Raw genomic sequence first — 13,821 nt, 5'->3', positions numbered from 1 at the left:
TGGCTCCTTAAGGCAACAGACCTTTGACGTCGATCGGTTTGGCTTCGTTTTCGGCTTCGCCCTTGGCTTTGCCGTCAATCGCCATACCGGCCATCCGGTAGAAGTTATATTCCGGATATTTACCCGGCCCCGAGATCAACAGATCTTCTTTTTCGTACACCAGATCCTGGCGCTTGAACTCACCCATTTCGAAATCCGGCGTCAGCTGGATCGCGGTAGTCGGGCAAGCCTCTTCGCACAGGCCGCAGAAAATGCAGCGCGAGAAGTTGATGCGGAAGAATTCCGGGTACCAGCGGCCGTCTTTCTGTTCTGCTTTTTGCAGCGAGATACAGCCCACCGGGCAGGCAACCGCACACAGGTTACATGCCACACAGCGTTCTTCACCGTCCGGATCGCGCGTCAGCACAATACGGCCACGGTAGCGCGGTGGCAGGTAAACCGGTTCTTCCGGATACATCTGGGTTTCGCGCTTGGCGAAGGCGTGCAAGCCTATCATCCAAATGCTGCGCACCTGGGTGCCGAAACCAACCAATAACTCTTTCAATGTCATGGTTTATTCACCCCTTATTGAGCGTTGTACAAAATGACTGCGGCGGTCGCCAGCAGGTTCAGCAGCGTCAGCGGCAGGCACACTTTCCAGCCGAAGGCCATCACCTGGTCATAGCGCGGACGCGGCAGAGCAGCACGAATCAGAATAAACATCATCATGAAGAAAGCCGTTTTCAGCGCGAACCAGATGAATGGCGGCAGGAATGGACCCTGCCAGCCACCGAAGAACAACGTCACAATCAGGGCAGAAACGGTGACGATACCGATGTACTCACCCACAAAGAACAGACCGAACTTCATGCCGGAATATTCAATGTGGTAACCGTCAGCCAGTTCCTGCTCAGCTTCCGGTTGGTCAAACGGATGGCGGTGGCACACCGCAACGCCGGCAATCGCAAAGGTCACGAAGCCGAAGAATTGCGGGATGACGTTCCACAGATGCGCCTGAGATTCAACGATGGTTTGCATGTTGAAAGAGTCCGCCTGCGCGACCACACCCATCAGCGACAGGCCGATGAACACTTCATAGCTCAGGGTTTGTGCGGAAGCACGCATCGCCCCCAACAGCGAGTATTTGTTGTTGCTCGACCAACCAGCGAACAGCACGGCATATACCGCCAGGCCAGCCATCATCAGGAAGAACAAAATACCGATATTGAGGTCGGACACTGCCCAGGTCGGGCTGACCGGAACAATGGCAAATGCCAGCAACAGGGAAGTAAAGGCGATCATCGGCGCCAGGGTAAAGATCACCCGGTCGGAGAATTTCGGTACCCAGTCTTCCTTGAAGAACATTTTGATCATGTCGGCGACCAGCTGCAGCGAGCCGCCCCAGCCGACACGGTTTGGTCCATAACGGTTCTGGAACAAACCGAGCAAACGACGTTCGCCGAAGCTCATGAATGCCCCACAGCTCACTACGACCAGCAGGATCACTACCGCTTTAAGAATGGCAATCAGAATGTCGATCACCTCAGGGGTAAACCAGCTCATCGTGTCGCCTCCCGCAGATTTTCAACCGTCGCACCCACCAGTACTGGCGGGATCCCAGGTAAGCCAAGCGGTAACCCCACCTGTCCCTGGGTCAGGGCTTCACTCAGGCGTACTGGCAGACGCAATGTCTGGCCCGCACAGCTGAACTCCACCAGCGCACCGGCATTGACGCCAAGCGCAGCCGCATCCGCCGGGTTCACCATGACATAAGCCTCTGGCATACGTTGCTGAATTACACCAGAACGCTGTGACATTTCGTCACTGCCGAACAAATGGTAATACGGCGCAACACGCCAGCCTTGCTCATGACCAAAGGCGGCAGGCACGTTGGTAAAGTAACCCAGCTTGCCCTCCCCTGCTTCGATCAGGCGTACACCCGGATCACCATGACGCAACTTGCCACCCACTTCGGCCTGGAACTTGTTCCATGCCTGCGGTGAGTTCCAACCTGGCGCCCAGGCGAATGGGATCTGCTGACGATCGGCCAGCGGGCTGTTGTTCCCTTCCATTGAGAAGGCAAACATGGTGTCTTTATCCTGCGGTTGACGCGGTTCATGCACGCTAATATTGGCGCGCATGGCCGTACGGCCGCTGGAACGAATTGGAGAACGCGCCAGTTTCTGACCACGAATACGGAAGCTCGCGTCCGGTGCTGCATCGACGATACCCTGCAGTTGCGGCAGTGCATTAACACAGGCGGCGATCACGTCGTCGAGCTGCGTCCAATCCACGTGGCGACTGGTGTAGGTAGAGTGCAGCGAGTGCATCCAGCGCCAGCTTTCCAGCATCACGGTAAACTGATTCTTTTTGGCATCGTCGTAGTAGGCAGGATCGTAGACCTGGAAGAAGCGCTGTGCGCGGCCTTCCTGGTTGACCAACGTACCGTCACTCTCGGCAAAACTTGCCGCCGACAGGATCAGGTTAGCCTTTTCCATCACAGCAGTGCGTTGATGGTCCGCGACAATCAGGTTGCTGACCTTGGCCAGCGCCGCGTCCACTTTCGCCGCCGACGCATGCCGGTAGAGATCGTTTTCCATGACGATAGCGGTGTCGGCTTCGCCGTTTTCCAACTGCGTCAAAGCCTGATCAAGTGAACCGCCGCCGATCATCGACAAACCGATGCTGTTGGCAGCGCTGGCTACGAAGGTGATACCCACGTCAGAACCGCGATCCTTCAACGCTTTGGCGATGTTGGCCGCCGCTTCGATGATAGCTTCGCTACCGGCGTTGCTGCCGGTGATGATCAACGGTTTGCGCGCGTCGGTCAGCGCCTGCACGATGATGTCGACTTTCTTGTTCAGACCGCCAGCCAGATCGCTAACCGCAGGTGCCGCATTGTCCAGCGCATGGGCAATAGCGAAGCCGAAGCGCGCCTGCTCATCCACCGGTGCACGGTAGTTCCATGCCGCAATGTCATCCAGACGCGTGTCGTCCACGTTGGTCACGAACAGCGGGTATTTGGCATGCTGACCAATGTTTTGGATCGCAGCGATCTGCCAGTCGGCAACACGCTGGGCCGCCGCCATGGCACGGGCCTTGCCTTTCACCGCCTGACGTACCGACAGCGCGATACGCGCACCGGTCTGGGTGAGATCTTCACCCAACACCAATACCGCGTCGTAGCCTTCGATTTCACGCAGTGCCGGCGTGTAAACGCCGCTGTTTTGCAGCACGTTCAGCATCAGGTTCAAACGACCCTGTTCGGCCTGCGAGATACCGGTGTAGAAGTTCTCGGCACCCACCAGTTCGCGCAGTGCGAAGTTGCTTTCCAGGCTGGCGCGTGGTGAACCAATACCGATGGTTTTCTTCGCCTGACGCAGAATGTCCGCCGCGCCCTGCATGGCTTGTTCGGCATTCAGGGTGATCCAGTCGTCACCGCGCAGCTGTTGTGGCTGGCGCGGACGATCTTTCTGGTTCACGTAGCCATAACCAAAGCGGCCACGGTCACACAGGAAATAGTGGTTCACGCTGCCGTTATAACGGTTTTCGATGCGACGCAGTTCGCCATAGCGCTCACCCGGGCTGGTGTTACAGCCGATGCTGCACTGCTGGCAGATGCTTGGCGCAAACTGCATGTCCCATTTACGGTTATAACGCTCGGAGTGCGTTTTGTCGGTGAACACGCCGGTCGGGCACACTTCTACCAGGTTACCGGAGAACTCGCTTTCCAGCGTACCGCTCTCGACGCGGCCAAAGTAGACGTTGTCGTGAGCACCGTACACACCGAAATCGGTACCGTCCGCATAATCCTTGTAGTAGCGTACACAACGGTAGCAGGCGATGCAGCGGTTCATCTCATGCGAGATAAACGGCCCCAGTTCCTGGTTGTTATGGGTACGCTTACTGAAGCGGTATTTACGGAAGCTGTGGCCGGTCATTACTGTCATATCCTGCAGGTGACAGTTACCGCCTTCTTCACATACCGGACAGTCGTGCGGGTGGTTGGTCATCAACCACTCAACCACGCTTTCACGGAACTGTTTGGCTTCGCCATCGTCGATGGAAATAAAGGTTCCATCGGATGCCGGTGTCATACAAGACATCACCAAACGGCCACGCGTATCTTCCGCGTTTTGGTATTGCTTTACCGCACATTGGCGGCAAGCGCCGACGCTTCCCAGCGCCGGGTGCCAGCAAAAGTAAGGAATATCGAGGCCGAGAGAGAGACAAGCCTGCAACAGGTTGTCAGCTCCATCTACGTCGTATTCTTTGCCGTCTACATGAATCGTAGCCATAGTCAGCATGCTTCCAAGTGGCCTGCCTTACGGCAGGCGTTAATCAAAAATTCTGGCCGTGTTCGGGCGAGTTCGGCTTACCAGCGCTGCTTCAGCAGGTTGTTCGGCTGAATGCCGCCAATCGCATGCGCGTTACTGAAATGCTTCACGGCGATGCCCGCTTCGAACTCTTCACGGAAATATTTAATTGCGCTTTGCAGTGGCTCTACGGCACCTGGCGCATGGGCGCAGAAGGTTTTGCCCGGGCCGAGGGAACGGCACAGCTGCTCGAGGGTTTCGATATCCCCCGGCTGCCCTTGGCCATTTTCCAACGCACGCAGGATCTTCACGCTCCACGGCAAGCCGTCGCGACATGGCGTACACCAACCGCAGGACTCGCGAGCGAAGAACTCTTCCAGGTTGCGCACCAACGGAACCATGCCGATTTCGTGGTCCACCGCCATCGCCAGCGCAGTGCCAAGACGGCTGCCGGCTTTACCGATGTTCTCGAAGTCCATCGGCAGATCAAGGTGATCGGCAGTCAGGAAGTCTGTCCCTGCGCCGCCTGGCTGCCAGGCTTTAAAACGCAATCCGTCACGCATGCCGCCGGCGTAATCTTCCAGAATTTCACGCGCGGTGGTGCCAAACGGCAGTTCCCAAACGCCTGGGTTTTTCACCCGGCCGGAGAAGCCCATCAGTTTGGTCCCGGCGTCGTTACTCTTACCGGCGGAGATCCCCTTGTACCAGTCAATACCGTTCGCCAGGATCGCCGGAACGTTACACAGGGTTTCTACGTTATTCACGCAAGTCGGTTTGCCCCAAACACCGGAAGAAGCCGGGAAAGGTGGCTTGGAACGCGGGTTGGCACGGCGGCCTTCCAGCGAGTTGATCAATGCGGTTTCTTCGCCACAGATATAACGACCCGCACCGGTATGAACAATCAGCTCAAAGTCAAAGCCGCTGCCCATAATATTCTTGCCCAAATAACCGGCTTCGGTGGCTTCAGCGATCGCACGGCGCAGATGCACCGCCGCTTCGATGTACTCACCACGCAAGAAGATATAGCCACGGTAAGCCTTCAACGCGAACGCAGAGATCAACATGCCTTCAACCAACAGGTGCGGCAGTTGCTCCATCAGCAGGCGGTCTTTATAGGTGCCCGGCTCCATTTCATCGGCGTTACACAGCAGGTAACGGATGTTCATGGATTCGTCTTTCGGCATCAGGCTCCACTTCAGACCGGTGGAGAAACCGGCGCCACCGCGACCTTTCAACCCGGCGTCTTTTACCAGGGTGACGATCTCGTCCGGGGCCAGGCCCTTAATGGCTTTTTCAGCGCCTGCGTAACCGTTCTTGCTGCGGTATTCATCCAGCCAAACAGGCTGTTTGTCGTCGCGCAGCCGCCAGGTCAGCGGGTGCATTTCGGGAGTGCGTACAATGTCTTTAATCATTGATACTGCTCCAGTAGCGTCTCGATATCTTCAGGCTTCAGCTGACTGTGAGTGTCCTCATCAATCATCATGGTTGGCCCTTTATCGCAGTTGCCCAGGCAGCAGGTTGGCAGCAGAGTGAAGCGACCATCAAAGGTCGTTTGACCTGGTTTGATGCTCAGCTTCTTCTCAATGGCAGCCTGAATGCCCTGATAACCGGTGATATGACAAACAACGCTGTCACAATAGCGGATCACGTGACGTCCTACTGGCTGACGGAAAATCTGGCTGTAGAACGTGGCCACGCCTTCTACGTCGCTGGCAGGAATGCCCAGCACTTCCGCGATGGCATAAATCGCACCGTCCGGAACCCAGCCACGCTGCTTCTGCACAATTTTCAGTGCTTCGATGGAGGCAGCGCGTGGGTCCTCGTAATGGTGCTTTTCGTGCTCGATCGCATCACGTTCTTCCGCGCTCAACTCAAATGCATCAACGCCGCTCTGGGGAGCGGCCGCATTGATGGGTTCAAGCGCTTCGTTATTCGCGTGATTGTCTTTTTGATCATGCATAGTTAGCGGTCCACATCTGACATTACAAAATCGATACTACCCAGATAGACGATCAGGTCGGAGACCAGGCTGCCACGGATTACCGCTGGGATTTGCTGCAAGTGCGCAAAGCTTGGCGTACGTACCCGGGTGCGGTAGCTCATGGTGCTGCCGTCGCTGGTCAGGTAGTAGCTGTTGATCCCTTTAGTGGCTTCAATCATCTGGAATGATTCGTTGGCTGGCATCACCGGGCCCCAGGAAACCTGCAGGAAGTGGGTGATCAGCGTTTCAATGTGCTGCAGCGTACGCTCTTTCGGCGGCGGCGTGGTCAGCGGGTGATCGGCCTTGAACGGACCTTCCGGCATGTTGTTCAGGCACTGTTCAAGAATGCGCAGACTCTGGCGCAGCTCTTCCACCTTTAACATCACGCGGGTATAGCAGTCGCTGTTGCCGTCGCCGACAGGAATTTCGAAATCGAAGTTCTCGTAGCCAGAATAAGGACGCCATTTACGCACGTCGAACTCGATACCGGTGGCGCGCAGACCGGCGCCAGTGACGCCCCACTCCAATGCTTCTTTAGCATTGTAGGAGGCTACCCCAACGGAACGGCCTTTCAGGATACTGTTCTTCAGCGCAGCCTTGACGTAAGAGTCCAGACGTTTTGGCATCCACTCAAGGAACTCACGCAGCAGACGATCCCAACCGCGTGGCAGGTCGTGTGCAACACCGCCAATACGGAACCAGGCCGGGTGCATACGGAAACCGGTAATCGCTTCAACCAAATCGTAGATTTTCTGACGGTCGGTAAAGGCGAAGAACACCGGGGTCATTGCACCGACGTCCTGAATAAAGGTACTGATGTACAGCAAGTGACTGTTGATGCGGAACAGCTCTGACAGCATCACGCGAATCGTGTCTACGCGATCCGGCACTTTGATCCCGGCCAGTTTCTCAACGGCCAGCACATAAGGCATTTCGTTCACACAACCGCCGAGGTACTCGATACGGTCGGTGTACGGGATGTAGCTGTGCCAGGACTGGCGCTCGCCCATTTTCTCGGCACCGCGGTGGTGGTAACCGATATCCGGCACGCAGTCGACGATCTCTTCGCCATCCAACTGCAAAATAATGCGGAATGCGCCGTGCGCAGAGGGGTGGTTCGGACCGAGGTTAAGGAACATGAAGTCCTCGTTCTCGGTACCACGCTTCATGCCCCAATCTTCTGGCTTGAAGGTCAGCGCTTCCATTTCCAGATCTTCTTTCTGTTTGGTCAACACGAAAGGATCGAATTCGGTGGCACGCGCCGGGTAGTCTTTACGCAGCGGGTGGCCTTCCCAGGTTTGCGGCATCATGATGCGCGTCAGGTGCGGGTGGCCGTCGAAGGTAATACCGAACATTTCCCAGGTTTCACGCTCATACCAGTTGGCATTCGGGAATACCTTCGTCGCTGTGGGCACGTGCAAGTCTTTTTCAGACAGTGCCACTTTCAGCATGATATCGCGGTTACGTTCGATAGAAATCAGATGATAGAAAACAGAGAAATCCGCAGCAGGCAGGCCGTCGCGGTGGGTACGCAGACGCTCGTCTACGCCATGCAGATCGAACAGCATGACATAAGGCTTCGGCTGTTTTCTCAAAAACGTCATTACTTCCAGTAACTGGTCAGGCTTGACCCATACCACGGGCATTCCGGTACGGGAGGGCTGAACAGTAAAGGCTTCCGGCCCAAAACGGTTGCGCAGTTCGCCAATAACCGGATCGTCAAGGTGATCCCGGGTTTGCCAAGAAGGCAAGGCGTCGTGCGTCGTTGAATCTGTCATAATTTTTTTTCACCACACTAAAGGGTTATTTCGCCGCAAGTTCACTTTTCGCTGTGTTAACCAATAGCGCACTAAGATGGACGTTAAATGAACGTCTTAAATCTCGTCAGGCGTCCGAAGGTTGGTCACCGCGATACGCTCGCCGTGTTTACGCTCTCTTTCAGACTGCATATTGGCGCGATAAACGCCCTGATCGCCGACAACCCAAGACAGTGGGCGGCGTTCTTTACCAATGGATTCCTGCAGCAGCATCAGTGCTTGCATGTACGCTTCTGGGCGCGGTGGGCAGCCAGGGATATACACGTCGACCGGAAGGAACTTGTCCACGCCCTGCACAACGGAGTAGATGTCGTACATGCCGCCAGAGTTGGCGCAGGCGCCCATGGAGATCACCCATTTAGGCTCCAGCATCTGTTCGTACAGGCGCTGAATGACCGGGGCCATTTTGGTGAAGCAAGTGCCGGCCACAACCATCAAGTCAGCCTGACGCGGTGAAGCACGCAATACTTCAGCACCAAAACGGGCCACGTCGTGAACGGCGGTAAACGACGTCACCATCTCCACATAACAGCACGAAAGGCCGAAGTTATATGGCCATATAGAGTTTTTACGCCCCCAGTTCACCATGTCATGCAATGCATGCTCGAGTTTACCCATGTAAACCGTGCGGTGAACCTGTTGGTCCAGAGGATCAGCGACGATCTCCTGTTTTTGCAGGGGGTAACGGTCGTTCTCACCGTTCGGGTCTATGCGGGTGAGCGTATAGTCCATCTTAATGCCTCGTTTTTAACCGACTACTGCGGATGACTGTTGGTGGCGTTCTTGATTGTGCCCGGTTTGCTCTGACGCTTGGAACGCGCCGGAGTCCAGTCCAATGCGCCAATGCGCACCAGGTAAACCAGACCAGCCAATAGCACCAAAATGAAAATGGCGGCTTCGATAAAGCCAACCCAACCGCTCTCACGAATGGAGACCGACCAGGCGTACAGGTATAAGGCTTCAACATCGAAAATAACGAAGAACATGGCGACCAGGTAGAACTTGGCGGACAGACGCATACGCGCCGTGCCGACGGAGTCGATGCCTGATTCAAATGGGGTGTGTTTGGCGCGTGCGCGGGCTCTCCCGCCCAAGAAGAACGCACCCAGCAGCATTAAGCCGCAAAGCCCGATAGCCACGACAAGAAATACGGCGAACGCCCAGTGATGAGCGATAACTTCAGTGGTTGTTGACATACTCTATGCTTACTCATCAAAAGTGGCGTCGATCGCTCTGCTCTTGTATCTGGCAGTTAGTGCACCACATCGATTTAAGGGAAGGATAAATTAACCACACAAACAAACTGCTTTTACAGCGAGTTAGGCAGCGTTTTACTGTGGGCTTTTTACTCCTTTCTATAACCTTTTGTCAACTTTGACAAAAGTATCTACACACTAGTTTACATACATATCATTTAATTAACATTTCATGCGCCTGGCTTAGGCTAAATCGTGTCAGTTAATTGCTGTGTAGAAACAGATAGATATAAACCAACATGCTCATTTCAGTTTTACTATACCATTGTCTCAGGAATCTCCTGTTCTTCCACTCACTACCTAGGGGTATTTTTTTGATCCAGGACACGTTTCCAGCATAAATCCTCAAAAAAAGTGTGGCCCTTTAATAAATTTTGTCAATTTCGGCGGTCAAACACGCCCGTGACAAACTACCAAAATAACCATATTGATTCCAGGCCTTTAGCTGGCGCAATTAATCGTTCAAAAAATCATCGAAAGCGTTTTATTTCGACTGATAAAGGTTCTCACCCATAAATAAAAACAGAAGAAATAACCTTTTCAGATAACAAATCATGTTAACTGCTTATAAATAGAACTCTCTGTGATTTTAGGCCAAAAAAAACCTCCACCGAGGTGGAGGTTTTTCATCCGGTTTAACGCGTTTTGGCGTTATTCCTCATCATCAACCAGACAAGCATCATCTTGCAGCGAAGCACCTGGCCCACTGAAGCTGTAGTTGCTCGTACCGTTCTGCATGGCGCTGAAAATTGCCATTGCCAGCTCGTTGGCGCACTTTGGATCCTTGCACAAGGCATATTGGGTATCCGGCAACGGTGGCAAACCTTCTACCGCGCCTAACACCCGCAAGTCCGGGCTCATCATTTCGATTGGCCGAACGGTGATCCCCAGCCCTGCCTTGCATGCAGCACGAACGGCAGAGAGTGTCGAGGCAACATAGGCGATTCGCCATGGGATCCCGGCGTCATCCAGGTGCTTGATCGCCATGGCGCGGAACGGACTCGGTTCGTCCATCACCACCAACGGGATAGGTTCCCCCGCCTGGAAATGGTAATCTGCCGAGCAATACCACAGGGTTGGCGAAGTCCGCAGCACAATATGCGGGCGGTCTTCGGTCGCCGTTGTGGTAATCGCCAGATCGACTTCACCGTTTTCCAGCATGTCGTTCATAAACGAGCTAGGTTTCACCCGAACATCAATTGCCAGCTTTGGATACACTGACGTGACGCGGTTGAGCAGGAAAGGCAAGATGGTATCGGCGGTATCGTCAGAAGCACCGATAGTCAGAACACCTTTTATATTGTTGTACATCAGTGAAGTACAGGCTTCGTCGTTGAAGCGCAGGATTTTCCTGGCGTAGCCGAGAAGCTGAATACCGTGTTCGGTCAGTAATTTATTGCGCCCATGACGGGCAAACAACTCTTTGCCAACCAGTTGCTCTAACCGCTGCATTTGTTGACTGACGGCTGATTGGGTACGACAAACGGCAACTGCCGCCGCCGCAAAAGTATTCAAATCAGCAACAGCAACAAAGGTTCTAAGCAGATCGAGGTCGAGATTAAGTATCGGACGATTTGCAGTTGTCATAGTGTTTTCTTCACTTTTTGAATTCTAATTTACAAACTACCCTGGTGTGTTTCTAAGACATCGTTTAAAAGGGACGATGCCAGACATGACAGTACCCCACTCATTAGTGGAGGGCAAAAAAATTACTTTTAATTCGTTACCTCTATCGCCTTTTAAAATGTGATCTATCGCAGATGCTTATAGAACACCGTACTTTATTCGTGGTTAAAGTGTTTAATTTTTACCAGCGTAAATATTTTACTCATTCACCGCGCCTGATTTCCACTCCAATTGTGCTGCACAACTTCCGCACCCAGACTGGCCTCGGCGTCCATCGATACGGTAAAACGTAAATTTTTTTTCCCGTATCTTTCGGTTCATTTTTTAACGAATTTAATAAATTCAACCAGTAACATTTATTCTTTAAATAATCCCGGAATAACTACTTAAATTCGGCTTAAGTTAAAAACTGTAATATTGCTAATGTAATTTGGCCTTAACATTGAGTTTGGATCGCCGATTGACAACTCGCCATCAGACAACTCTGGCATTATCATTTCTTTACATTTTATCTGTTTTAATCCTCGGTCCAGCTTAACAATCGTTGACACCTCAGCACTGATACGCCGATGGCCTTGAGCAATTATACCTGTACGCACCCGTCATGACAGAGCAAAAAACCAGAAAAAAAACAAAAACCAGAGTTAAAACCCATCAAATTACTTTAGCGTTGTTTATACCCCCTGAAATTGCCCTCAGCCCCCTTCGTTTGCACCAAAGGCGTGCACAACCCTTCAAAAGCGCTAACGCCAGGAGTACATTGTGCAGGTTGCGGTGTTCCACGGTAGGAACGCCCCCATCCCAGCAAAAGGCTCAACTTTTTATGTCCCCCATTGAGAAATCCAACAAACTGGACAACGTCTGCTATGACATTCGCGGCCCGGTGCTCAAAGAAGCTAAACGTCTTGAAGAAGAAGGCAATAAAGTCCTGAAACTGAACATCGGCAACCCTGCCCCGTTTGGTTTCGACGCCCCTGACGAAATCCTGGTCGACGTGATCCGCAATCTGCCCACGGCGCAAGGCTATTCTGACTCCAAAGGGCTCTTCTCGGCACGTAAAGCGATCATGCAGCACTACCAGGCGCGTAACATACGTGACATGACCGTTGAGGATATCTACATCGGCAATGGGGTTTCCGAGCTCATCGTGCAATCGATGCAGGCGTTGCTGAACAGCGGCGACGAAATGCTGGTGCCGGCACCGGATTATCCGTTATGGACCGCTGCCGTCTCGCTGTCCGGTGGTAAAGCCGTGCATTATCTGTGTGATGAAGAAGCCGGCTGGTTCCCAGATCTGGATGATATCATCAGCAAGATCACCCCCCGCACCCGCGGTATCGTGATCATCAACCCGAATAACCCGACCGGCGCGGTATACAGCAAAGCACTGCTGGAACAGATTGTTGAGATCGCCCGTCAACACAACCTGATTATCTTCTCCGATGAGATTTACGACAAAATCCTGTATGACGAAGCCGAGCACCACTCTATCGCCGCGCTGGCGCCGGATTTGCTGACAGTCACCTTCAACGGGCTGTCTAAAACCTATCGCGTGGCCGGTTTCCGTCAGGGTTGGATGGTACTGAACGGGCCGAAGAAACACGCCAAGGGCTACATCGAAGGGTTGGAAATGCTGGCGTCAATGCGCCTGTGCGCCAACGTTCCAATGCAGCATGCGATCCAAACGGCACTGGGTGGCTATCAGAGCATCAGCGAATTCATTCAGCCCGGCGGCCGCCTGTATGAACAGCGCAACCGCACCTGGGAACTGTTGAACGAGATCCCCGGCGTTTCCTGCGTGAAGCCTCAGGGTGCGCTGTATATGTTCCCTCGCATCGACGCCAAGCGGTTTAATATTCGCGACGACCAGAAATTGGTCCTGGATCTGCTGCTGCAGGAAAAAGTGCTGCTGGTACAAGGCAGCGCCTTCAACTGGCCATACCCGGATCATGTACGAATCGTTACCTTGCCGCGTGTCGACGAGTTGGAAATGGCGGTGGGTAAACTGGGCCGCTTCCTCGAAGGCTACCGCCAGTAAAAATTAACGGCACCCTCGTAATAGCCGAAATGCTTCGCGTTGCATCAAGGCGGCAACTGAGCACATGTCCGGTCACATAGAGAGCTATGTGACCGGGGTGGGCGAAGGCAGCCAACAAAGAGGCAACGTGAAGCATGAAGGATATTTGCATAAGCCGCCGTCACTGCTCACAATGGAACCCTCACTTGCCGTTGTAAAAGAGAGCACCATGAGCCAGAGCCACTTTTTTGCCCATCTGTCCCGCTTGAAACTGATTAATCGCTGGCCGCTGATGCGCAATGTCCGTACCGAGAATGTTTCCGAACACAGTCTGCAGGTGGCGTTTGTCGCCCATGCGTTGGCCGTGATTAAAAATAGAAAGTTCAATGGCAACCTGAGCGCCGATCGCGTCGCCCTGCTGGCGATGTATCATGATGCCAGCGAAGTGATCACGGGTGACATGCCGACGCCTATCAAGTATTACAATCCGCAGATCGCCCACGAATATAAGAAGATAGAAAAAATCGCTCAGCAGAAGTTGCTGGATATGATTCCTGCCGAATTACGCAACGATTTCCGCTCTATTCTTGACGAGCACTATTATACCGAAGACGAAAAATTGGTGGTCAAGCAGGCAGATGCGCTCTGTGCCTACCTGAAATGTCTGGAGGAATTGTCTGCCGGTAATAACGAATTCAAGCTGGCGAAAGCCCGATTGGAAAAGACCCTGCAGCAGCGCAGCAGCCCGGAGATGGATTATTTTATGAACGTGTTTATTCCCAGCTTCAGCCTATCCCTGGATGAAATCAGCCTGGACTCCTCTCTGTAA

The 13,821-nt window shown here is 53.4% G+C and carries 11 protein-coding genes; 2 read left to right on the top strand and 9 right to left on the bottom strand.

The features are described 5' to 3' along the window. Positions 1 to 7: 7 nt before the first annotated feature. From nuoI to lrhA, 9 genes are all read right to left on the bottom strand, one after another. Positions 8 to 550, bottom strand: coding sequence for an NADH-quinone oxidoreductase subunit NuoI (gene nuoI / locus JOE25_RS22090; protein WP_004947256.1), 543 nt, complete (start codon positions 548 to 550; stop codon positions 8 to 10). A gap of 14 nt (positions 551 to 564) precedes the next feature. Further along, on the bottom strand, positions 565 to 1,542 hold the full coding sequence (gene nuoH, locus JOE25_RS22085) for an NADH-quinone oxidoreductase subunit NuoH (protein ID WP_037420984.1): 978 nt from the start codon (positions 1,540 to 1,542) through the stop codon (positions 565 to 567). After that, on the bottom strand, positions 1,539 to 4,277 hold the full coding sequence (gene nuoG, locus JOE25_RS22080; RefSeq protein ID WP_209638927.1) for an NADH-quinone oxidoreductase subunit NuoG: 2,739 nt from the start codon (positions 4,275 to 4,277) through the stop codon (positions 1,539 to 1,541). The genes nuoH and nuoG overlap by 4 nt, the downstream gene beginning before the upstream one ends. Before the next feature lie 77 nt (positions 4,278 to 4,354). After that, entirely contained in the window at positions 4,355 to 5,707 is a 1,353-nt protein-coding gene (nuoF, locus tag JOE25_RS22075; protein WP_209638925.1) for an NADH-quinone oxidoreductase subunit NuoF, read from the bottom strand. Continuing rightward, positions 5,704 to 6,255: an NADH-quinone oxidoreductase subunit NuoE gene (gene nuoE / locus JOE25_RS22070; RefSeq protein WP_104410952.1), complete on the bottom strand. Its 552-nt coding sequence runs from the start codon at positions 6,253 to 6,255 to the stop codon at positions 5,704 to 5,706. The genes nuoF and nuoE overlap by 4 nt, the downstream gene beginning before the upstream one ends. Before the next feature lie 2 nt (positions 6,256 to 6,257). Further along, positions 6,258 to 8,054, bottom strand: a complete 1,797-nt coding sequence (gene nuoC / locus JOE25_RS22065) for an NADH-quinone oxidoreductase subunit C/D (protein WP_209638923.1) — start codon at positions 8,052 to 8,054, stop codon at positions 6,258 to 6,260. A gap of 96 nt (positions 8,055 to 8,150) precedes the next feature. Next, complete coding sequence (locus tag JOE25_RS22060) at positions 8,151 to 8,825, bottom strand: NADH-quinone oxidoreductase subunit B (protein WP_004947278.1); 675 nt, start codon at positions 8,823 to 8,825, stop codon at positions 8,151 to 8,153. A 23-nt stretch (positions 8,826 to 8,848) separates the two neighbouring features. Then, a complete protein-coding gene (locus JOE25_RS22055; RefSeq protein ID WP_209638921.1) occupies positions 8,849 to 9,289 on the bottom strand; it encodes an NADH-quinone oxidoreductase subunit A in 441 nt (146 codons plus the stop codon). Between the two features lie 711 nt (positions 9,290 to 10,000). Further along, positions 10,001 to 10,936: a transcriptional regulator LrhA gene (lrhA, locus tag JOE25_RS22050; protein ID WP_209638919.1), complete on the bottom strand. Its 936-nt coding sequence runs from the start codon at positions 10,934 to 10,936 to the stop codon at positions 10,001 to 10,003. Between the two features lie 862 nt (positions 10,937 to 11,798). Between lrhA and JOE25_RS22045 the strand changes: the two genes are divergently transcribed. Both JOE25_RS22045 and yfbR read left to right on the top strand, forming a co-directional pair. Then, positions 11,799 to 13,013, top strand: a complete 1,215-nt coding sequence (locus JOE25_RS22045) for a pyridoxal phosphate-dependent aminotransferase (RefSeq protein ID WP_209638917.1) — start codon at positions 11,799 to 11,801, stop codon at positions 13,011 to 13,013. A 208-nt stretch (positions 13,014 to 13,221) separates the two neighbouring features. Then, positions 13,222 to 13,821 (top strand): 5'-deoxynucleotidase, encoded by a 600-nt coding sequence (gene yfbR, locus JOE25_RS22040; protein ID WP_037421003.1) that lies wholly within the window; start codon positions 13,222 to 13,224, stop codon positions 13,819 to 13,821.

This window comes from Serratia sp. PL17 (assembly GCF_017832355.1).
GTDB lineage: Bacteria > Pseudomonadota > Gammaproteobacteria > Enterobacterales > Enterobacteriaceae > Serratia.
The sequence above is the reverse complement of the archived record's forward strand: the minus strand, read 5'-3'. Positions and strand labels throughout refer to the sequence as shown.

Bases quoted from the DNA above. Each gene is read 5' to 3' on its own strand.
- nuoI (WP_004947256.1), bottom strand. From the start codon at position 550: ATGACATTGAAAGAGTTATTGGTTGGTTTCGGCACCCAGGTGCGCAGC.
- nuoH (WP_037420984.1), bottom strand. From the start codon at position 1,542: ATGAGCTGGTTTACCCCTGAGGTGATCGACATTCTGATTGCCATTCTT.
- nuoG (WP_209638927.1), bottom strand. From the start codon at position 4,277: ATGGCTACGATTCATGTAGACGGCAAAGAATACGACGTAGATGGAGCT.
- nuoF (WP_209638925.1), bottom strand. From the start codon at position 5,707: ATGATTAAAGACATTGTACGCACTCCCGAAATGCACCCGCTGACCTGG.
- nuoE (WP_104410952.1), bottom strand. From the start codon at position 6,255: ATGCATGATCAAAAAGACAATCACGCGAATAACGAAGCGCTTGAACCC.
- nuoC (WP_209638923.1), bottom strand. From the start codon at position 8,054: ATGACAGATTCAACGACGCACGACGCCTTGCCTTCTTGGCAAACCCGG.
- JOE25_RS22060 (WP_004947278.1), bottom strand. From the start codon at position 8,825: ATGGACTATACGCTCACCCGCATAGACCCGAACGGTGAGAACGACCGT.
- JOE25_RS22055 (WP_209638921.1), bottom strand. From the start codon at position 9,289: ATGTCAACAACCACTGAAGTTATCGCTCATCACTGGGCGTTCGCCGTA.
- lrhA (WP_209638919.1), bottom strand. From the start codon at position 10,936: ATGACAACTGCAAATCGTCCGATACTTAATCTCGACCTCGATCTGCTT.
- JOE25_RS22045 (WP_209638917.1), top strand. From the start codon at position 11,799: ATGTCCCCCATTGAGAAATCCAACAAACTGGACAACGTCTGCTATGAC.
- yfbR (WP_037421003.1), top strand. From the start codon at position 13,222: ATGAGCCAGAGCCACTTTTTTGCCCATCTGTCCCGCTTGAAACTGATT.